Origin of the sequence: Aeromonas sp. R1-1, assembly GCF_040908495.1 — a bacterium.
GTDB lineage: Bacteria > Pseudomonadota > Gammaproteobacteria > Enterobacterales > Aeromonadaceae > Aeromonas > Aeromonas veronii.
Genome location: NZ_JBFODV010000170.1, coordinates 63,480 through 84,776 on the forward strand (window position 1 = coordinate 63,480; position 21,297 = coordinate 84,776).

Genomic DNA, 21,297 nt, shown 5'->3' on the forward strand with positions numbered 1-21,297 from the left:
CCCCACTACGTTTTCCTATCAGCGAACAAACGAGCCAAGCAAGATGACAACAGATACGATCGTGGCCCAGGCCACCGCGCCAGGCCGTGGTGGCGTCGGCATAGTCCGGGTCTCCGGCCCCGCCGCCGAACAGGTCGCCGAGATAGTGCTCGGCAAGTGCCCGCGGGTACGCTACGCCGAATATCTGCCGTTCAAGGATGAGCAAGGCCAGGTACTGGATCAGGGCATCGCCCTGCTGTTCAAAGCACCCAACAGCTTTACCGGCGAGGATGTGCTGGAGCTGCAGGGCCACGGCGGCCCCGTCATCATGGACATGCTGATCCGCCGCATTCTGAAAATCGACGGCATCCGCCCTGCCCGCCCCGGCGAGTTCAGCGAGCGCGCCTTCATCAACGACAAGCTGGATCTGGCCCAGGCCGAAGCTATCGCTGACCTTATTGAAGCCTCCAGCGAACAGGCCGCCCGCAGCGCCATGCACTCCCTGCAGGGGCAGTTCTCCAGCAAAATCCAGCAACTGGTGGAGAGCCTGATCCGGCTGCGCATCTACGTGGAAGCGGCCATCGACTTCCCGGACGAGGAGATCGACTTCCTCTCCGACGGCAAGGTGGCGGGCGACCTCTACGCCATCATGTCCGAGCTGGACGACGTGCGTGGGGAAGCCAAACAGGGCGCCCTGCTGCGGGAAGGGATGAAGGTGGTGATCGCCGGTCGTCCTAACGCCGGCAAATCGAGCCTGCTAAATGCCCTGGCTGGGCGCGAGTCAGCAATCGTCACCGAGATTGCCGGTACCACCCGCGACGTGCTGCGCGAGCATATCCATCTCGATGGCATGCCTCTGCACATCATCGATACAGCCGGTCTGCGCGACACTCAGGACAAGGTGGAGCAGATCGGTATCGAGCGCGCCTGGGCCGAGATCGAACAGGCCGACCGGGTGCTGTTTATGGTGGATGGCACCACCACAGACGCGGTTGACCCGCGGGAGATCTGGCCGGAATTTGTTGATCGGTTGCCAAAAAACATCGGCCTCACCGTCATTCGCAACAAGGCAGACCTGACCGGCGAGGATCTGGCACCGAGCCAGGAGCAGGGCCACGCCGTCTACCGCATCTCCGCCAAAACCGAGCTGGGGCTGCCCGCCCTGCGCGAGCACCTGAAAGCCTGCATGGGCTTCCAGGGCAACACCGAAGGAGGCTTTATGGCCCGCCGCCGCCATCTGGATGCGCTGGAGCGCGCCGCCGAGCGCCTGCTGGTGGCCAAAGAGCAACTGGAAGTGTTCGTGGCTGGCGAGCTGGTGGCCGAAGAGTTGCGCCTCGCACAGGAGTCCCTCTCCGAGATCACCGGTGAATTCAGCTCCGACGATCTGCTGGGCCGTATCTTCTCCAGCTTCTGCATCGGCAAGTAATGTGGTGAAAAATCAGCAATAAAAAGCAGCCAGTGAGAACATAAGGCATTGTAAATATTGGACTTTGTTTTTTACTGGCTATTCTTGCCTGATCTTGTTTCGTGAGAATTTACCCCGAGAGTACCCCAAAGTAACCTCTTGGGGTACTTTTGGGGGACACTTATGAAGATCAGCATCGAATACCGCGCACCGGACGCCGAAGGCAAGCGCGCTCTGCGCTTAACCTACTACGCCGGCTCCTACCTTGACCAAACCACGGGCATCCGCAAGCACAAACGCAGCAGAGAGACCCTGGATCTCTTCCTGTACGACAAGCCGCGTACCCCAGCACAGCGGCTCCACAACAAAGAAACCCAGCGAGCAGCCGAAGCCATCCGCGCCAAGCGACTCTTCGAGTACGAGACTGGTAAACACCATCTGGATTTCTCGAACGCCTACAAGGCCAGCTTCTTCGAGTACTTCCAAGAGGTTACAGACCAAAAAGCGGCAGGTAGCAAGAGCAACCACTCCATCTGGATATCAGCCCTCAAGCATTTACGCCAGTACCATAAGCTGCCGGAGCTGACTTTCGAGGAAGTAGATCAGCTGTTCCTGGAGGGGTTTCGGCATTACCTGATGCACAAGGCCCGCACCAAAAGCGGCACACCACTGAGCCGCAACACCCAAAGTGCCTATTTCAACAAGTTAAGGGCGGCCCTGAACCAAGCTGAGCAGGAACGGCTGCTACCGGATAATCCGGTACGACGTGTCAAAGCTATCCAGGGGGAGAAGAACAAACGGGTTTACCTGACCGAAGACGAGGTACGAGCCCTGGCCCAGGCCGAGTGCCGGTACGACGTTCTTAAGCGCGCCTTTCTGTTCTCTTGTTGCACTGGCTTGCGCTGGTCCGACATTCACAAGCTGACCTGGGCAGAGCTGGAGCCCTTCTATGGCCATTACCGTATCGTATTCACCCAGAAAAAGACCAGCGGCCTGCAATACCTGGATTTGAATGACATGGCGATGCAGCTGATGGGGCGCCCAGGCAAGGCAACAGAGCGGATCTTCAAGGGCCTCAAGTACTCGGCTTGGCACAACATGGAGCTCACCCGGTGGGCGTTGCAGGCGGGTATAACCAAGAAGGTAACCTTCCACAGCGCGCGTCATACCTTCGCCGTCATCCAGCTTAACCGCGGCGTCGATATCTATGCCCTTTCCCGCTTGCTGGGGCACAGTGAGCTGAGAACCACCGAGATCTACGCCGACATTCTTGAATCGCGGCGCCGAGATGCCATGCTCGATTTCCCCAATGTCTTGGGGTGATAGAAGCACCCTCGACAAGATCATGGCCAGGAAGAGCCAACAAATAGGCCAGCGCAACCATGCGCTGGCCTAGATTATCTTAGATAATATAGATCGGATTTCAGGATCGCCCTGCAGCCCAAGCGGTAACTGGGTTTCACTGAATTGGCTTGTGACCGTTATCGTGAACTTTGTGACCACTTTCGTGATAGTTTGTGACCGTTATCGTGATAGTGCAGGCCGGCCGATGGTAAACCGCCCCTTGGCATGTTCACTGATTGACCAACCCAGTTCAGCCAGTTCATACAGTGCCTTGCGAACTCGCGATTGCCGCTTTCGGTTGGTGGCCGCGCTGGACTTATCAGGAAAAGCGTAAGAGACCAGTTTATCTAAACCTACTGGCTTGCTGCGGCCACAATCAATCCAGGCACAAAGCCGCTGATGCAATATCCGGGCAGTGCTACTACGCAGTTGCCGTACCTCAGCCAGATCGATATAGGTATATCGGCCATTACCCAATATGGCATTGGTCAGCAATGGATTAAGCGCCACAAAGAGCCTATCGGTCAGGGGATCGCTGGCATAGTTCGCCAGCAGACGAAAACCACTACGCAAGCCTGCTACCTGTGCTATTACCGACACCTTCCACAACCGCTCGACAGTGCGACGCACCGTATTGGTGTCACGAGGGTTTGCGTAACCAATCTCCTTGGCCAGTTTGCGCAAGCTGCTTTTGACTACCAAGACATCCTGCTGGTTGGCAATCCCACGCAGCTGAAGTAGGTCTCGTAATATCTCTCCGGTTTCACCACTCGCAATAGTCCCAATCTTGCCACTTTCTGATTCAAACCCAGCTAGGGCAACCAACCCTTGAAGTACGCGCAAATCGTCAGCCCCCAAGGGTTCTGGCCCAGAAAACTCAATCTGATTACCGTTATCCAAACGGTAAATCACCTCCAGCTTGTCACGGCGGCGTTGGCCATTCGAGATCGCCCTAAACAACCCGGGAGCAAGGCAGTGCATATGGTCGTGCCGGGCATGAGTCAATTCAAAGCAAGGCACGTTTGCCCCCAGCCCAGTGTATTTCGTCAAAACCAGCGGGGTACAGCACGCCACCTTCCTTCCGCTCCAGCCAGCGCTCCGGTAGTGGCGGCCCATAATTGCTTTTGCTTACCCCAAACCGCACGTAAAGCTGGCTCTTCTCTGCCGATACGCCCAGCTTCTGCGCCTCTTTCTTGGTCATAGTGGCGAGATAGGCCTGCCAGCGAACGTTGTCCACCAGTACCGACGAACCACGGCTTGCCTGCTGCAGATCGCCAGCTTCTTGGAATACCGCAGATTTACTGGTGTGGTGTACAAACAACACAGCGCATCCCTTCAGCATGGCCAGCCGTTCCAGCTGACCCAGCACCAGTGTCATAGCACAGGCTGCATTCTCATCAGCATCGTGAAAGCGTCTCAGTGTATCGATAACCACCAACCTGACCCCCTCAGCCCAAATGGCAATCGCTTCCCACCAATGGCTATCCAGCACATTCGGGCTGGCACCCTGAAGCGATATCAAACGAAGGTATCGTTCAACGTTGGCACGAAGTTCAGCATCAAGACCTCTGCCCAAGGCAAACAAGCGCTGGTGCAGTACAGGCCAAGGGTCCTCGGCAGGCAGGTAGAGCACAGCTCCCCTGCCCAGATTGCCAAGCCCAATCCAATCCGGCCCACCGGATATCTGCATTGCCAGTTGTAATGCCAACATCGATTTGCCCACCCCTCCCGGTGACACCAAAGCACCAACGCAGCCAACAGGCAGCCCCGGGAGGACAAAATCGAGGGGTTTTGGAGGCTCAACAAAAGCCGACCGGAGATCCTGGGGGCAGAGAGATGTAATCAGATCCTGTGTCATACCCACCTCACAACCGCCCATGGCTAGCTTGCCGCACACGCTTGGTTACATGCTCAGTGAGTTCGGCGTCTGGTGAAATGCGGTGGGAGAGCAACCAGTCCAGCAGCTCAACGCGCTTGAAGTAGATCTTTTTGCCTTGTGGCTTGTAATGCGGCAGACGCTTTTCGCTGGTCAGCCGGTACACATAGCAGACAGAAACCCCCAGCAACTCAGCGCACTCCTCGGCAGAAAGCACCTCTTTTTGCGCCTGTCCTTGCTGGATTACCAACTGCTTAAGCTCATAAAGCTCTTTCAGGATTGCCCCATTCGGATCACTGAAAACTGACGAATTTTGTTCGCGCATGCAGATTGTCTCCTAGTTACAAACATCAGCATGCAAGAGCGTATCGGGGACCTAACGAAATCCAGACCGCTGTAAGTGCCCATTTTGGGCACTTACAGCGTTTTCTGAGAAACATTTCACATGTGAAATTTTGGCTAGTGTGTAGCAAAAAATATGTCAGCTCGCGCACATACAGAAATGACATTAATGGTTCCAACAGAACCTATGTGGCAAGATGTTCCATCGATACAAACTCAAGCCAAGCATCAATGAACCTGCCAAGTTACGAAGCCATGATGCCAGCCGTACTTGCGAGCCTAGCAGATGGCAAAACTCGCCCTCTACGCGAGGTATTCGAGCTGGTGAGTCAACACTACGCCTTTAGCGCTGAGCAGCTTGCCGAGACCCTGCCTAGCGGCCGTCAAACAACTATTCGTAGTCGAGTTGGTTGGGCAAAAACTTATCTGGTCAAAGCAGGGTTAATTACTCAGCCCAAAAGAGGTTTGTGTGTGATCACCCAGCGAGGTCTGGAAGCTCTCACATCAGGACAAACTATTGATAACCGATATCTGGCACAGTTTGGGGAGTTTGTGGCTTTCACCCTGGCATCCAGTGAAAGCACCGATCACCAATACTCAACGCCCCCCCAGATTGGATTAGAACAACAAAAAGGCACGCTGATTCAGGTTCATACCCCGCAAGAACAGATAGAACAGGCCATGGCCACCCTGAACCAGTCTCTGGCTGATGACTTACTGGTCGAGATACTAGCTATGTCACCACGCTTCTTTGAACAGCTGGTCGTCGATTTGATGGTCGCCATGGGTTATGGCGGCAGCCAGCAGGATGCAGCTCAAACTACCCGCTACCAGAGTGATGGCGGAATCGACGGCATCATCAAGGAGGATCGGCTGGGCCTCGATTCCATCTATCTCCAGGCCAAACGCTATACCGAAAAAACTGTGGGCCGCCCCGAGATTCAAGCCTTCGCTGGTGCGCTCGATCTACATCGTGCTCGCAAAGGGGTTTTTATCACAACTTCCAGCTTCAGCCGGGAAGCTATGGAGTATGTCGGATTGATCGAAAAGCGCATCGTACTTATCGACGGGCAGCGCCTCGCAACTTTGATGATCGAGTATGGCGTCGGTGTCACAACCCGCCAGACCCTTACCATAAGAACGCTGGATTCAGACTATTTCGCAGAAGAGTAAGCTGACACAGATGGAAGCGGCATCTTGCAAAGCCTCCATGCGTTGCGCTTTGTAGATCCGGGGGTATAGTGAGCGCCCGAGATGAACCAAACAAGCTGGAACATCAATCTATATTCCCAAGCTTGGGGCCCTCATCAGCAAGGCCTCATGCCAAGACAACATTGAGCAGGAAATTCCATGCCACTGACCCTTTCACAACTTGAACGCCATCTGTTCAATGCAGCAGATATTCTGCGCGGCAAGATGGATGCATCAGAATTCAAGGAATACATCTTCGGAATGTTGTTCCTCAAGCGCTGCTCGGACGTTTTTGAAGAACGCCGTGAGCAAGTGATTGCCGAACAGAAAGCGAAAGGGAAAACTGCCGCAGAAGCTGAAGAGATCGCAGAAACCCGCCTTTGGTACAAAACCAGCTTCTATGTTCCAAAATTCTCCCGCTGGGACCATTTGGTCAAAAATGCCCACAAGAATGTCGGCAACAGCCTGAACGAAGCATTGGGTGGCTTGGAGCAAGGCAACTCCACACTGCAGGACGTGCTGGAGCATATCGACTTCAATCGTAAAGTGGGCCAAAGCGCACTGCCAGACATCAAGCTGCGAGCCCTCATCACCCATTTCAGCAAATACCGGCTGCGCGATACCGATTTCGAATTCCCGGATCTGCTGGGGGCTGCCTATGAATTCCTGATCGGTGAATTTGCCGACTCAGCGGGCAAAAAGGGTGGTGAGTTCTACACCCCGCGCTCCGTGGTACGGATGATGGTGCGCCTGCTCAAACCGGAAGAGAACCACAAAGTCTACGACCCCTGCTGCGGTTCTGGCGGTATGCTAATCGCTGCCAAAGAGTGGATCGACGAACACGGAGGTGAAGGGTTCAGGCTCGACTGTTATGGCCAGGAAGCGGCGGGCACTGTCTGGTCCATTGCCAAAATGAACATGCTGCTGCACGGTATCACTACTGCCGATTTGCAGAACGATGACACCCTAGAAAAACCGCGCCATGTAAAAGATGGCAAGCTAATCAGCTTCGACCGCATCCTCACCAATCCGCCCTTCTCCATCAACTTTGGTACCAAAGATAAAGATGAAGCTGGTGAACCCGTCTACCACCCCCTGTTTCCGGAACGCTTCCGTTACGGTCAGGTTCCGCTCGGATCGAAAAAAGCCGACCTGATGTTCCTGCAGCACATGATCGCCGTTTGTGCCCCGGGTGGCATGATCGCAACCGTGCTCCCCCATGGTGTGCTATTTCGCGGCGGTGACGAACAAAGGATTCGCGCAGGTATTATCGAAGACGACCTGCTGGAAGCGGTGATCGGCTTGCCGCAAAACCTCTTCTATGGCACCGGTATTCCTGCCTGCATTCTTATCCTGCGTCAGCTGGTAGCAGAAGGTGCACACCAGGTCAGCAGCAAGCTACCGCAAAACCGCGGCAAGGTGCTGTTTATCAACGCCGACCGCGAGTATTTCGAAGGCCGGGCACAAAACTACCTGATGCCGGAACATATCGAACGGATAGCTGCCACCTACGAGGCCTTTGCTCAGGGCAAGGGGCAGGATATTCCCAAGTTTGCCTCCATCGTCAGTATCGAAACGCTGCGCGAGAGCGGTTATAACCTCAATATTCGCCGCTATGCCGATAATGCCCCCGAGCCAGAACCCCACGATGTACGTGCCCATCTGCTTGGCGGAATACCGCAGTCAGAGATCGAGGACAAAGCGGCCCTATTCAAAGCCCAAGGGCTCAATCCAGCGGATCTGTTTGTCACCAAACCAGATGATCCGCACTACCTGTTGTTCAACGACACCATCACCAGCAAGGCCTCAATCAAACCCGCTATTGAAAACAATGCAGCGGTGCAGGCGAAGGAAGAGGCTTTGCGTGATGCTTTCAGCCAGTGGTGGCAAGCTCATGGTCAAAGCATTATCGCACTGGCCAAACACCGGGAATACGCAGCCCTGCGCAAGGAGCTGCTCAACAGCTTTAGCGAAAGCCTGCAGCCTGTCGGCATGCTGAGCGAATTCCAGATTAGCGGCATGATTGCAGGCTTCTGGTTCCAGCAAAAATACGACTTTCTGACTCTGATGGCACGCGATGCCCACGGTGTCGTCGATGCCTGGCGTACCGGGATCATCACCGCGCTGGAAGACAGCAACAGCAAGGATGACCCGCTGGCCCACAAGCTGGTGAAATTCCTGCTCGGTGATTTTCTACATGAAGTGAAGCAACTTGAACGCAGCAAAATCGAGCTGGATAGCCAAATCAAGGGAATTGAAGAACAGTTACCCAAAGAGGGTGATGACGAAGAAGAGAGCGAAAATGAGCCGCTCAGTGAAGCCGAACTGACCCAGCTTAACAAGCAACTCAAGGGCCTCAAGGCCAAGCGCACCAGCATCACCAAACAGCTCAAAGGTCGGTTATCTCTTCTCCCTGATGAACTGAATGGCTGTGTCGATGCGCTCAATAATAACCAAGCAGCCGATCTGCTGCTCACCATTTTGCACCACGAGATGGCCACAATTGTTGAACGTTATATTATAACCCAACGCCAGCAACTGATCACCGCTGTAGAAAGCTGGTGGGATAAATATCAAGTAACTTTGAACACAATAGAACAGGCAAGAAATAAAGCTTCTCAAGATCTGAGTTATTATCTGAAGGGGCTTGGGTATGTTTGAAAAAAACATTATTGGCTGGAAAAGAAAAACATTATCTGAACTAGCCGTGTATATAAATGGGTTCGCATTTAAGCCTGAGGATTGGAATACCCAAGGCCTACCTATAATTCGTATAGCTCAAATCACAGGATCATCAAAAAACTTTGATTACTATGACCAAAACCTTGGAGAAACTTATAAAATTAGTCATGGAGATCTAATATTTTCTTGGAGTGGTACACTAACTGTTGTCGAGTGGAAAGGGGGGGATGCTTGGCTCAACCAACATCTTTTTAAAGTTATACCGAAACCGGGAGTCAGTAAAAGATTTCTTTACCACTTACTCAAATTTTGTATAGATGAGATGGATAAGCGTGCACATGGTAGCACCATGAAGCATATCAAAAGAGGTGAGCTAAACGAATTCCACGTGAATGTTCCTGACAATATTCACGAGCAACAATTTATCTCCAACATTTTAGACTCTTTAGAGTCCAAAGTGGATACAACAAAGCAGACTATTTCAAAGCTCCAGGAAATTAAAGCTGGATTATTACATGATCTTCTTACGCGTGGTATCGGAGCTAATGGTCGACTACGTCCAATATTTCAACAAGCGCCACATCTATATAAAAAATCCCCACAGGGATGGATCCCAAAAGAGTGGAGTATTGGTGAATTGGACAATGCTTTGAATACTATTGAGGCAGGAAAGAGTCCAAGCTGTCCCGATATTCCTGCACATACTGGTGAGTGGGGAGTGCTAAAAGTTAGCGCAGTACACCCAGATGGATTCAGAGCGCATGAAAATAAGATTGTTGAGCAAACAGAACTGCAAGATCAGCGCTATGAGGTTAAAAGTGGGGATTTGCTCATCACAAGAGCAAATACTCCTGAATTGGTCGGATTGCCATGCCTTGTTCATACAGATAGAGAAAGGTTGATGCTTTCTGACAAGACTCTTCGGCTTCATGTTAAAGAGGGTTATGAGAAGGCCTTCATTTTTATCTCATTGACTCAACCTTATGTCCGATCACAAATACAAATTGCGGCGACAGGTACAAGCATGAGTATGAAAAATATCAGCCAGAGTTCATTGAAGCGTTTGAATATGAAGTTTCCCCCCCATGCGGAACAAGTTTTGATTGCGGAAAGGATTCTCGATGCAGGAAAAAGAATTTCTGATGAGAATGCTTTATTGAAAAAAATGGAGCAGCAAAAAGCGGGCCTAATGAATGATCTCCTCACTGGACGGGTACGGGTAACCGAACTGCTTAATCATCAACCACCGGTGCAATAACGGGAGAGCGAATGGCGTGCCAAAGGGTGCGCCATTCCAGCACCACAGCCGCCCAGCACCACAATAACAAGGAAGGTGGGATCTTATGTCCTTTCTGCACAATCTTACTGGCTATTTTCGCCAGTCATTGATCGATGCCGAGCGGCTCAGCCCGGATGATCGCAATCTGTTGCCTGCGCTGGGCCTCGAGAAGGTCGAAGATCCCTCCTCCGACTACCTGGCAATCGATTCCCAAGTCTGGCTAAGCGGACGAATTTCCCCCGGATTAGCGAAACAGATCCTCGATGCCAAACAGCCTATCGGCCAACCTCCGCAGGAGATAACCGAGCTGGTATTATTCCCTCGCGTCGATCTCCAAACCTCCCAGTTTGGAGAGACCAACAACCTGAAGCGGCGAGTGCTGCTACCGGTTGGTGTGTTTGTAAGGGTGGCGTCTAACGGAACACTAACCCCTTCCAACAAGCGCCCCTGGATCCCGCGGGAGTGGCTAGCGCCTAACCAGAGTGCAACGGACCCCATTGGCGATTATGTCGGTCTTGACGCCTTCCTGACCCGCAACCCCTATGAGGGGATCCTGGAGTGGCAGCAACTCGTGGCTTACTGCTGCCATATGTTGGCAGCAGTGGTGGGCTATCCATTCTCATCACATGCCGAGAACAGCATGCAAGCCGCACTTCCACTGCATGCTATGCCCATTCACCCAGACTTCGAGATGAGCGGGCAAAGCCTGCTGCAACTCGAACCCAACGTGGTGGGGGCAAAAGCCAACATTTTGAAGGTACTCAACAACCTGCGCGATAGCACCGAGTATCCACCGCTCTACCAACGGTTTTGTGCCGAACAATCACCCACGCTAATACCCCATCAAGATCTGCAGTATCAGACCGCGGTGGCCAAGGGACATCTTGGCCAGATGACCGGGGAATTCCCTCTGTCACCCAAACAACGCAATGCTCTACATCACTTCCTTGCGCAGCAACACGGTGAGATCTTGGCCGTTAATGGCCCTCCCGGCACCGGTAAGACAACCCTGCTCCGCTCAGTGGTAGCCAATCTATGGAGTGAGGCGGCGCTAGCTCAGGGAGAGCCGCCACTGATTGTTGCGGCCTCGAACAATAACCAGGCGGTCACCAATATTCTGGAGAGCTTTGCCAAGGTCGATGAAGAGGGTTTGACAGAGAGCCTAAAAGGGCGTTGGCTCCCCGAAATCGACAGCTATGGCCTCTACTGCTGCTCCAGCAGCAAAGTAAATGTTCACAATCCCTACATGTACCTGGGGCCAAAGGGCGAGGGTTGCATGGAGAGTTGGCATACGCGGGAGTATCTGGATAGAGCCAAAGAGTACTTTTTGACCTGTGCCAACCAGTGGCTCAATGGCCAGGCTGTCGTAATCAGCCAGGTGCAAGAGCAGTTGCATCAAGCACTGTTGCAGACCAAGCAGACAATTGAGACCGGGATTACCCTGCTGGAACAGGTGCAGAATAACGCTCGTGAGATCGACCTCCGCCATGGAGGCCTGGACTCCCTGCATGAGCAAATAACAGAAGCCATGCAAAGACATGACTACGCCAAGGCACACTACAACCGAACCAAGTCGCAACTCGACGAGATGTATAGCTTGTGGGAACGGCGCTCAGTTTGGTCCCGTTTATTGATGTGGCTACCTCCGTTCAAGCGGCATGAGCAGCGCAAGAGCGCTCGTTTGCTCAATAGCTGGGAACTATTTCAGAGCGATCATTCTGACTACGCAGTCGAGATATTGCTCAATCAGCGAATTCAGCAGGCACACCGGGAACGGCAGCAGTCTGAAGGACAGCTCAACCAGCTACAGCAGGTAGTAGCCGTTTACCAGGAAGCAACTCAGGACCTAACCAACTGGATTGAGACAAACCGACCAGCCCAACTATTCTCGCGTTCATTGGAAGAGCTGGTTCATGAAGTGAACGATCGCTCGCTTCGCTTCACGCTCTTCAAACTGGCGACTCACTACTGGGAAGCTCGCTGGCTAACGGAGTTTGAAGGTTTCCTCAGCAGAGGTGACAAAGATAAAAAATCCCCCTGGAAGCTAAGACGAAAATTGCGCCGGTTGGCAAAGCTAACCCCATGTTTTGTCTCGACCTTCTACATGATCCCCTCGACCTTTATGGCCTATGAGATGCGCGATAACTGTTGGCGAGATATCCCGCTGTTCGATGAGATCGATCTGTTGATTGTCGATGAAGCGGGTCAAGCCGTCCCTGATGTTGCTGCAGCCAGCTTTGCACTGGCTAAACGAGCACTGATTGTGGGAGACACGGATCAAATCGAGCCAGTCTGGAGCATTCCCGCCTATGTTGATCGCGCCAATTTAGAGTTATACGGGCTACTTAACGAGCAGTACGACTACGATGACTTCTGGCAGCAAAGCGGTTTGTTGGCCAGCAGCGGCTCGGTCATGGGGTTGGCGCAACGGCAGTGTCTCTATCACCAATTTTCCTCCCTGCAGCGCGGTCTATATCTCACCGAACACAGACGTTGCTACGACCCGATTGTCGGCTACTGCAATACCATGGTCTATGAAGGCGTTCTCGAACCACTGCGCGGCTCTCCCAAACAACCGGTGCCATGGGGTACCTTTGCCATGGTAGCAACGGCCTCTTCATCACGCTCTTATGGCGGTAGTCGTGGTAATCCGGGAGAAGCTGACCATATCGCCGAGTGGCTCAATGCGGAACGAAGCAACATCCTCGACTATGCACGCCAACAAAACCCCAAGTGGTCCGATAAGGACGATGATGAGGTGCTGAAACTGGCTGTTGGCATCATCACTCCCTTTAGCAAACAAGCTCGTTTGATCCGGCAAGCACTGGGAGAAGTGGGGATATACGGCCTCACTGTCGGTACAGTACATAGCTTGCAGGGGGATGAACGTACCCTGGTCCTGTTCTCCAGCGTCTATGGGGAAAATGACATCAGTGCCGGCAAGTTCTACGACATGAACCACAACATGCTGAACGTTGCCGTCTCTCGCGCCAAAGACAGTTTCATCGTCTTTGGCCACCCACATGTGTTTGGAGCGACAGCTCCAGGCTCCCCCTCCGGTCTGCTCAGAAAACAGATTGATGCCCTCCATCGCCAGAGCAACCTGGCTACAAGCGCAACAGAAGAGGTGTGCTAATGGGCCCAGAATACGCCTTCAGTGAAAAACCACTCATCGACCAGCTGATCGCCATGGGCTGGCAGTTTATTCCCGGTCATCTGGATAATCCGACCGCAACTGGTCGCAACAGTTTTGCCGAAGTCATACAGACCGAGGTATTACGGCATCAATTAAGGCGCATCAACCAGCGTCCCCTGGCTGATGGTGGCAGTGAAGAGTGGCTAGATGACGGTCGGCTCGACAGCGCCATACTGGCACTCACAAGGCTGGGATCTTCCCGCCCAATGGAGGCGAACCAGACAGCAACAGCCCTTTTGACAGAAGGGGTGATCGTCAATGGGTTGCCCGATTGGGATGCTGGCCGCTCTCGTATGATCCGCTATATCGACTGGGATCAACCGGACAACAATACTTTTACCGTTATTAACCAGTTCAAGGTGCAATGCCCACCAGGCCATGACAGTGCCAAAAAACACATCATTCCTGACCTTGTTCTGCTGGTAAATGGCATTCCATTGGTGGTGATCGAATGCAAGAGCCCGGATGCGGCCACCCCCATGTCGGATGCCATCGATCAGTTACGTCGCTATTCAAACCAACGATTTACTACCGGCGAAGTCGCCGAGCATGAAGGTGCGCCCCAGCTCTTTCATACCAACCAGTTGATGGTTGCAACCAGCTTTGCTGAATGTCTGGTTGGAACCCTAGGAGCAGGCTCGAGCCACTATCAGCCATGGAAGACAGTTGCGGGGAGCAAGACTCCAGCACGCAGCGAACAGGACGTTGCTCGTGAATTAGGTGTAAGCACTCTGTCACCTCAGCAGCGAACTGTGGCTGGCATACTAGATAAGGCAAACTTGCTCGATATAGTGCGCCACTTCACGCTTTTTATGACATTGGGGGGACAGACCATCAAGCTGGTCTGCCGCTATCAACAATACCGAGGGGTGGTCAAAGCACTAAGCCGATTGCGCAATGGTAAAACGCGCCGCGTCGATGGTGAATACGATCGCAGAGGGGGAATAATCTGGCATACCCAAGGCTCAGGAAAATCCCTGACCATGGTGTTCATGGTGCGCTGCCTCCGCTCAGATCCCAAGCTCCGCCGCTTCAAGGTGGTGGTCGTTACCGATAGAACAGACTTGCAAAACCAACTCTCGGGTACAGCAACCCTATCCGGCGAGATGGTTCAGGTGGCAACCAACAGCGCAGCGCTGAAAACAATGCTGAAGCAGGATGGGCCGGGCCTGTTATTTGCCATGATCCAGAAGTATCGGGATCACACTGACCCAGCTGCCAACAAGGCTGCGTATGAATTACTCAACACCAGCGAAGATATTCTGGTCATGGTGGATGAGGCTCATCGCACACAGGCTGGTGACCTGCATGCTAATCTCCTCGCTGGACTGCCTAACTGTGCCCGCATTGGTTTTACTGGAACCCCTATCATCATGGGGGAAAAAAAGCGTACTCATGAAATCTTCGGTGAGTTTATCGACAAGTACACCATCCTTGAGGCAGAGCAGGATGGTGCAACAGTCCCGGTACTCTACGAGGGGCGAACAGCCAAAGGGGCAGTAAAAGATGGTAGTAGCCTTGATGATCTATTTGAAGACTTCTTTGCTGATAAGAGCGAAGAGGAGCTTGAGGCCATCAAACAGAAGTACGCAACCAAAGGAAATGTTCTCGAAGCCCCGCGCCTCATCGAAGAGAAAGCGCGAGATATGTTGCGTCACTACGTCACATACATTCTGCCGAATGGTTTCAAAGCTCAAGTTGTAGCCTATAGCCGCTTGGCGGCCGTGCGCTACAAGAGTGCTTTCGAGCAAGCTCGCGACATCCTGCTGGAGGAAGCAAATCAACTAAGCCCTGAATTAAAGGCTTTGGATAACGAGCAACTGTGCCGACGGTCGCCCAAAGTACAAGCATTGGTTCAAGCTTGGCGTTTTAAAGATCTGCTGGCAAGGATGGAGTTTGCCACTGTCATATCTGGTAATAACAACGATGGCGCAGAGTGGTTAGAACATACTGACCGGGCGAGACAGAACCTGGCTATAGAACGCTTCAAGAAACCCCTGCTCAATGATATTCACCGTAATGATCCACTCGCCTTCCTGATCGTCAAATCCATGCTTCTGACTGGCTTTGATGCTCCCATCGAAGGGGTCATGTACCTCGACAGATCCATTCGCGAAGCCGAGTTGCTGCAGACCATCGCTCGCGTTAATCGCACCGGATTTGGCAAGCAGGCTGGTATTGTTGTTGACTATTTCGGGGTGGCTAACCACCTCAAAGCCGCCTTGGCAGCCTATAGCGAAGAGGATGTAGACGGTGCACTGCGCAGTCTGAAAGATGAGATCCCAGCCCTGAGAGACCGCCATCTTCGTGCCATTGATGTACTGCGTATGCAGGGCATCGAAAACCTTGCAGATGTGGAAGCTTGCGTGCAAGCACTGGATAGCGAGCGCCTTCGCCAAGAGTTCGGCGTCAAGCTAAAAGCATTCATGCAAAGCCTGGATCTGGTGCTACCTCGCCCTGAGGCCCTTCCATTTACCCAAGATGCCAAACAGTTGGCACTCATATATGCCGCTGCCCGCAGGCGCTATCGTGACGGTACTATTCTGGGCAAAGATATCGGCGCTAAGGTTCGAAAACTGATCGATGACCATGTGATCTCGCTCGGGATAGATCCGAAGATTGCGCCAATAAACCTGACAGACGCAGCATTCAGCGCTCAACTCAGCCAAATCAAAGAGCAAGCAGCCAGTTACCATGTTGATCCGGAAAGAGCCAAGAAGGCTGTGGCCTCTGAGATGGAACATGCCATTCGCAGTCATGTAAACCAGAAGCTTGATGAGGATCCGATTTACTACAGCAAACTCAGCGAACGCCTTAAAGCAATTCTCGATGGGTTGGTCGGACAATGGGAGGCCTTGATCGCAGCGCTTCAGTCAATCATTGACGAAGTTAATAGTGGAAGCACCAATCATGAGGAGGGACTACCTGATGTGCCTGAGCACTACCTGCCCTTCTACCGCATGTTACGCGCAGCCAAGTGTGGTGATGACAAACCAGACTTAGCCACAGAAGCAGACCTGATAATCCTAACCGAGCAACTTGTTGAACACATCAGCCGTGAAGTGAAAACCCAGAGCTTTTGGGAAAAGCATCGTCGCCCCATGCAAGAAGCTTTGGAGCAGGAACTCTTCGAGCGAATTTATGATAGTGAACTGCTTGAGTTCTCTCATATTGAACCCTTGGTCGACAAATTGCGGGAACTGGCCAAAGCCAACAGTTACAAGCTGGAACAAACATGATGCTGCGCATTGAAGACCTAGAGATACCTGTACGTCATAGCGCACGACGTAAAACACTTGAACTCACCGTCGAGCGTGATGGCTCTTTGTTAATGACGGTTCCGAGAGGAGTAATGCTTGACGTGATGGAGCATTTTGCTCGCAACAAGCTACCGTGGATCTATAAGAAGCTTGCCGAAAAAGCTTTGATGACAAAAGCCATTCAACATAAGCGCTTTGTGCAAGGTGAGGGGTTCCTCTATCTTGGCCGTCACTATAGGCTCAATCTGGTCGAAGCACAGGAGACTCCACTGCGGTGGATTAATGGCCGATTCCATCTGCGCCAAGATGCTCTTCACGAGGCACGTAAGCTGTTTATTCACTGGTACAGCGAACGTGGGAAAAATTGGCTGTGGCTTAGAGCTCAAGAATTTGCCAAACGTATCGATGTCATGCCACAGGGGATAAAAGTTCAAGATCTGGGCTTTCGTTGGGGCTCCTGCGGCAAAGGCGATCAGCTCTATTTCCATTGGAAAACCATATTGCTGCCAGCTCGAATTGCAGAGTATGTGGTAGTGCATGAACTGGTTCATCTCCATGAGCCAAACCATTCCGCAGAGTTCTGGCGACGGCTGGAGCGAGCCATGCCTGATTACGAAGAACGCAAGCTATGGCTAGCAGAACATGGCATGGATGTAGAAGGCCTCTGAGATAGCAGCACTAAACATGGGGAGCAAAATTCCAAATAGATAGGAATCCGCCCCCATCAATTCCAGCACACCAAGGTCCATCATCCCTTCAAATAAGAAGACCAACATTCCAGAGCAAAAAACAGCACGAACATTCCAGATAGATGGGAAGGCTCCTATCAATATTCCAGGTGCTCGTTCTGAAGCGACATTCCACTATCTGGAATATCCGCACCAAGATTCCAGATAGATAGTTATGTGGAAAGGAATTGGACAGAGATTGGCCGGGGATAAGGGCGCTGATTCCACTGGTCAATAAGCCACTGGATTCCAGTACTCCAACTTTGTCACTAACGAACAAAGTCAACATTTTCAATACGTTGATTGAATACCAAGGCCTTCGGTGCCATGCTGAAATCATGTTCATTGGTGGAGTAACACGATGGATGCGTTCAGTTGGGGAATGGTAGGCTTGCTGGCCTTCTTCACGCTTGTCTTCGTGTGGAGTCTGTATAGCTACAAGGCGCATGCAAAAGATAGACACCATGAAACCGATCGCTGATATCGCCCTCATGGCGGTGGTTGCGCTGGGCTTGATGGCACTTGGCGATACGGTGTTTGCATGGCTGCTGATCTGCCTGCCACCGGTTTACTGGTGCTGGCCAATACTGGCCTGGGCCACCAGGCGCCCCATCACGGCCAGGTTGCAGTTAATGGCTCTTGCCGCACTCACCTGCTGGCACTGGCCCGCCGGGCTGTTCACTGCGCTGAGCATCGCACTCATCTGGACAGCGAAAAACCTCAAGACAACCCCACGCCCAAAGCGCAAGGGTGGGCCGGTCATCAAAAATTACTACTTCTGGAGTTAACTGCGTGTCTCCTTGGCCACACTGGCGATAAGGTACCTTGAGCAACCAAGCATCTCCTGAATCGCGGAATAACTGTGGCCTGTCACCAACAGTCTGGCGATGTGCTGACGCTTCTTCTCATCCTTCTGCCTACCACGGTATTTCCCTTCATCCCTGGCCTTGGCAATACCCTGCTGCTGCCTGCGACGGCGATCTTCATAGTCTTTACGAGCAACGGCTGCGAGCATATCCAACAGCATGCCATTTACAGCCTGCAAGATGGCGCTGGTGAACTCGGAGCGGCTGCCCCCCTGTAATGCCACCCAGGAAGTCGGAAGCTCAGGAGAAACGATGGAGAGCTGTTTCTGTGCCAAAAGCTGCTTCAGTGTTTGCCAATCCGTCTGATTGAGACGGGCCAGACGATCAATCTGCTCTACCAGCACAATGTCACGATCTGCAGCGTCGCGGATCAGCCTCATAAGCTCAGGCCTGTCCAGCGTCGCTCCAGACTCATTCTCCACATAGAAACTGGCAATCTGATGGCCATGCTCAGCAGCAAAACCAATCAGCAGCTCTCGTGCCCGCTCAGCATCCTGTTCCACTGTCGATGCACGTAAATACGCCCGTATGAACATTGAAACCCCCATCGGTCTGTTTAAACTGGTTCCCAATTATTGGTTCAATATAAGTGGTTTTAATATGATTTTCGAGAGGGTATTAAGTGGTTTTAATGGGGTATACCTTTTTAGAACCACCACATGACGATCGAAACACAACCTTTCGATAGCCTTTTGATCTGACAGCACAAACTTTAAGTGTGATTCGTCATCACAAAGTCGCTTTTGAGTTGTATTTGAGTATTTAAGCGACGTTGCTCACTATTCCTGATCTGCTGAATGGGATGCCAAAGGAGGAAATCTACAGAAGCTGGGCTTTGAGGTGAGTCATCTTTTCGACTCACCGAACAAGCCAGCAGCCAAGCGCAGCGCGGCAGTTCTTTACCCCATGGCTTGGTAATCTCCCCGTCTGCGGTTCTCTTACCCGCTATAGGGGATAAATGTTAAATACCTCCTATGGCGTGTAAATGATACTTACCCTCTATAGCAGGTAAATATTGATATACCTGCCATAGCGTGTAAATTGGAAGAAGGCACGCTACCAGGTTGTCGAATCATGAAAGTAACCAGCGCCAAGCAGCTGAGCGCCTGTATCAAGGATGCCAGGCTTTCTCAAAAGCTCTCTCAAGGCAAAGTGGCCGAGAAAGTGGGGATTAGGCAAGACACAGTCTCCAGCTTCGAGCTCAATCCTGAATCCACCAAGCTGGAGACCCTGTTCAAGATCCTCGCGGCACTCGAATTGTCACTGGACATCAAACCCCGCAATGAGTCATCCGATAGTCCGGCATCGGGCTGGAAGGAGGAGTGGTAATGGCCAATCTGGCTGTCTACATGAACGGCTATCGGGTAGGCACATTCACCAAAGCTACCAGCGGCGCCCATCAATTTCAGTACCATGAGTCATGGCTAGCACAACCGGGCAGCCGTCCGATCTCACTCTCCATACCATTGCGCCATCAGCCCTACCGGGGCGATGAAGCCTATAACTTCTTCGATAACCTGCTGCCAGATAATATGGAGGTGAGGAACAGGGTTGTAGCACGCTATCAAGCGGCATCAACCCAGCCCTTCGATCTGCTCAGTTGCATTGGCCAGGATAGCGTAGGGGCATTACAGCTGGTTACCGAAGGGCACGATGTTCCAGATGTCAGGCGAATCGACTACAAGGCACTTTCCGATGACGAGCTCGAGCAGATCCTGACCAGCTACAAATCAGGAATCCCTTTGGGGATGGTCAGGGAGCAAGAGGAGTTCCGGATCTCTATCGCCGGGGCGCAAGAAAAGACTGCACTGCTCTATCTCGATGGCCGTTGGTACTTGCCACTCAATGCAACGCCGACAACCCACATAATCAAACTCCCTATCGGCAAGATTGAAAGCCACTCCTACTCGATAGACCTCTCCCAGAGCGTAGAAAACGAATATCTCTGCACTCTGATTGCCAAGGAGTTTGGTCTACCCGTACCTCACTGCTTCATGATGCAGGTTGGCCAGGTCAAAGCACTGGCTGTGGAACGCTTCGACAGACGTTACGCTGCCGATCGCAGTTGGATCATGCGCCTTCCCCAAGAAGATTTCTGTCAGGTATTGAATGTTCCGTCAGCACGGAAATACGAGAGCCATGGAGGACCAGGGATCACTGACATCATGAAAACCTTGCTGGGCTCTGCGACACCAGAACAGGATCGCTACCTGTTCATGAAATCTCAGGTCCTGTTCTGGCTGCTGGCAGCCACCGATGGCCATGCAAAGAACTTCTCGGTCTTTATTGAACCGGAAGGGCGTTTTCGCCTGACCCCTTTTTACGACATCCTATCTGTCTATCCAGTGTTTGGCGGCCGAGGCCTCAACCGAAGGGACGCCAAGCTCGCTATGGGCCTAGCAAGCAGCAAGGGAAAGAAATACGCCATTGAGCAGATATTCCCGCGTCATTTCTTCCAAACGGCAAAAGCTGTGGGATTTGAGCGTTCTGCTATGGAAGAGATCCTGACAGAACTGGCCAACTCCGTTGATGATGTTATTGAGCGTGTTACCCAGCAATTGCCAGCGGGCTTCCCCGATGCCATCAGCAGCACCATTCTAGAGGGCCTAAAAGCCCGCTCAGCTAGGCTGATAAAGGGCTGGGATTAAATTGACGGTATGTGGGATGATTGCACGGTTAGCCAAACCACCTATGGGAAGTTTGCACGGTTCGAAGAGTAAAAGCGGCTTTCCAGGCACCGGACGGTGCTATGGTCGGTTTAAAATATGTTCAAAACTCACCTAAAAAGCGGTTTTGAATGCGTGTAGTAGCATCGCGTTGATTCATATGGGAAGGCTGCACGATCGAGAATGGACTATGTGGGAACGCTGCACGATAGCAGAAACCCGTGAGCGGCCTCTCAATATGCTGTTTTAGTTACTTTTACCCCAAGCGGCCCCCGAAAAGCCACTAACATATTGAAGATAATAGATTATTTACATTCTGCATCGGCAAATAAGCCGGTTCGGCAGACAATAAAAAGCCTGGGTTCGTCCCGGGCTTTTTTGTCTGTTTTGTCCCGTCCTGAATATGGTTTACACCTTTCCCCCTAATAAATGGAGAGCCCGATGGGACAAGGTGTGAAACGGACACAGCGCGATTACTCGCTG

At 52.3% G+C, this 21,297-nt stretch carries 15 protein-coding genes; 11 read left to right on the forward strand and 4 right to left on the reverse strand.

Going from position 1 to position 21,297, the window contains the following annotated elements:
• The first annotated feature begins 43 nt into the window (after positions 1 to 43).
• Both mnmE and AB5Y92_RS10100 read left to right on the forward strand, forming a co-directional pair.
• Positions 44 to 1,405, forward strand: coding sequence for a tRNA uridine-5-carboxymethylaminomethyl(34) synthesis GTPase MnmE (gene mnmE / locus AB5Y92_RS10095; RefSeq protein ID WP_201987643.1), 1,362 nt, complete (start codon positions 44 to 46; stop codon positions 1,403 to 1,405).
• 162 nt (positions 1,406 to 1,567) lie between these two features.
• Complete coding sequence (locus AB5Y92_RS10100; RefSeq protein ID WP_042865407.1) at positions 1,568 to 2,707, forward strand: site-specific integrase; 1,140 nt, start codon at positions 1,568 to 1,570, stop codon at positions 2,705 to 2,707.
• 201 nt (positions 2,708 to 2,908) lie between these two features.
• Here AB5Y92_RS10100 and repC read toward each other — a convergent pair whose 3' ends face one another.
• The 3 genes from repC to AB5Y92_RS10115 are packed head-to-tail and all read right to left on the reverse strand — an operon-like array spanning position 2,909 to position 4,929.
• Positions 2,909 to 3,709: a replication protein C, IncQ-type gene (gene repC / locus AB5Y92_RS10105; RefSeq protein ID WP_368226692.1), complete on the reverse strand. Its 801-nt coding sequence runs from the start codon at positions 3,707 to 3,709 to the stop codon at positions 2,909 to 2,911.
• Positions 3,710 to 3,734: 25 nt separating this feature from the next.
• Positions 3,735 to 4,586 (reverse strand): helicase RepA family protein, encoded by an 852-nt coding sequence (locus AB5Y92_RS10110; protein WP_081043454.1) that lies wholly within the window; start codon positions 4,584 to 4,586, stop codon positions 3,735 to 3,737.
• 7 nt (positions 4,587 to 4,593) lie between these two features.
• Positions 4,594 to 4,929, reverse strand: coding sequence for a helix-turn-helix domain-containing protein (locus AB5Y92_RS10115; protein WP_015848536.1), 336 nt, complete (start codon positions 4,927 to 4,929; stop codon positions 4,594 to 4,596).
• Positions 4,930 to 5,177: 248 nt separating this feature from the next.
• Here AB5Y92_RS10115 and AB5Y92_RS10120 point away from each other — a divergent pair, with 248 nt between their 5' ends.
• The 7 genes from AB5Y92_RS10120 to AB5Y92_RS10150 all read left to right on the forward strand — a co-directional run bounded on the left by AB5Y92_RS10120 (position 5,178) and on the right by AB5Y92_RS10150 (position 18,070).
• A complete protein-coding gene (locus AB5Y92_RS10120) occupies positions 5,178 to 6,119 on the forward strand; it encodes a restriction endonuclease (protein WP_058059800.1) in 942 nt (313 codons plus the stop codon).
• Positions 6,120 to 6,296: 177 nt separating this feature from the next.
• On the forward strand, positions 6,297 to 8,798 hold the full coding sequence (locus AB5Y92_RS10125) for an N-6 DNA methylase (protein ID WP_368226694.1): 2,502 nt from the start codon (positions 6,297 to 6,299) through the stop codon (positions 8,796 to 8,798).
• Positions 8,791 to 10,077 carry a restriction endonuclease subunit S gene (locus AB5Y92_RS10130; RefSeq protein WP_368226696.1) on the forward strand — a complete coding sequence of 429 codons (1,287 nt, stop codon included), beginning with the start codon at positions 8,791 to 8,793 and terminating at the stop codon, positions 10,075 to 10,077. The genes AB5Y92_RS10125 and AB5Y92_RS10130 overlap by 8 nt, the downstream gene beginning before the upstream one ends.
• A gap of 85 nt (positions 10,078 to 10,162) precedes the next feature.
• Entirely contained in the window at positions 10,163 to 13,234 is a 3,072-nt protein-coding gene (locus AB5Y92_RS10135; RefSeq protein ID WP_368226697.1) for an AAA domain-containing protein, read from the forward strand.
• On the forward strand, positions 13,234 to 16,533 hold the full coding sequence (locus AB5Y92_RS10140; protein ID WP_139741986.1) for a type I restriction endonuclease subunit R: 3,300 nt from the start codon (positions 13,234 to 13,236) through the stop codon (positions 16,531 to 16,533). The genes AB5Y92_RS10135 and AB5Y92_RS10140 overlap by 1 nt, the downstream gene beginning before the upstream one ends.
• The gene (locus AB5Y92_RS10145) at positions 16,530 to 17,222 is read left to right on the forward strand and encodes a M48 family metallopeptidase (RefSeq protein ID WP_368226698.1); all 693 of its coding nucleotides are present in this window, start codon (positions 16,530 to 16,532) and stop codon (positions 17,220 to 17,222) included. Before AB5Y92_RS10140 ends, AB5Y92_RS10145 begins: the two co-directional genes overlap by 4 nt.
• A 506-nt stretch (positions 17,223 to 17,728) precedes the next feature.
• Positions 17,729 to 18,070 (forward strand): hypothetical protein, encoded by a 342-nt coding sequence (locus tag AB5Y92_RS10150; RefSeq protein WP_368226700.1) that lies wholly within the window; start codon positions 17,729 to 17,731, stop codon positions 18,068 to 18,070.
• Here the strand turns inward: AB5Y92_RS10150 and AB5Y92_RS10155 are convergent.
• Positions 18,067 to 18,684 (reverse strand): recombinase family protein, encoded by a 618-nt coding sequence (locus tag AB5Y92_RS10155; protein ID WP_058059818.1) that lies wholly within the window; start codon positions 18,682 to 18,684, stop codon positions 18,067 to 18,069. The genes AB5Y92_RS10150 and AB5Y92_RS10155 overlap by 4 nt on opposite strands.
• Positions 18,685 to 19,222: 538 nt before the next feature.
• Between AB5Y92_RS10155 and AB5Y92_RS10160 the strand changes: the two genes are divergently transcribed.
• On the forward strand, positions 19,223 to 19,477 hold the full coding sequence (locus tag AB5Y92_RS10160) for a helix-turn-helix domain-containing protein (protein ID WP_042047685.1): 255 nt from the start codon (positions 19,223 to 19,225) through the stop codon (positions 19,475 to 19,477).
• A complete protein-coding gene (locus AB5Y92_RS10165; RefSeq protein ID WP_368226702.1) occupies positions 19,477 to 20,796 on the forward strand; it encodes a type II toxin-antitoxin system HipA family toxin in 1,320 nt (439 codons plus the stop codon). The genes AB5Y92_RS10160 and AB5Y92_RS10165 overlap by 1 nt, the downstream gene beginning before the upstream one ends.
• The last annotated feature ends 501 nt before the right edge of the window (positions 20,797 to 21,297 follow it).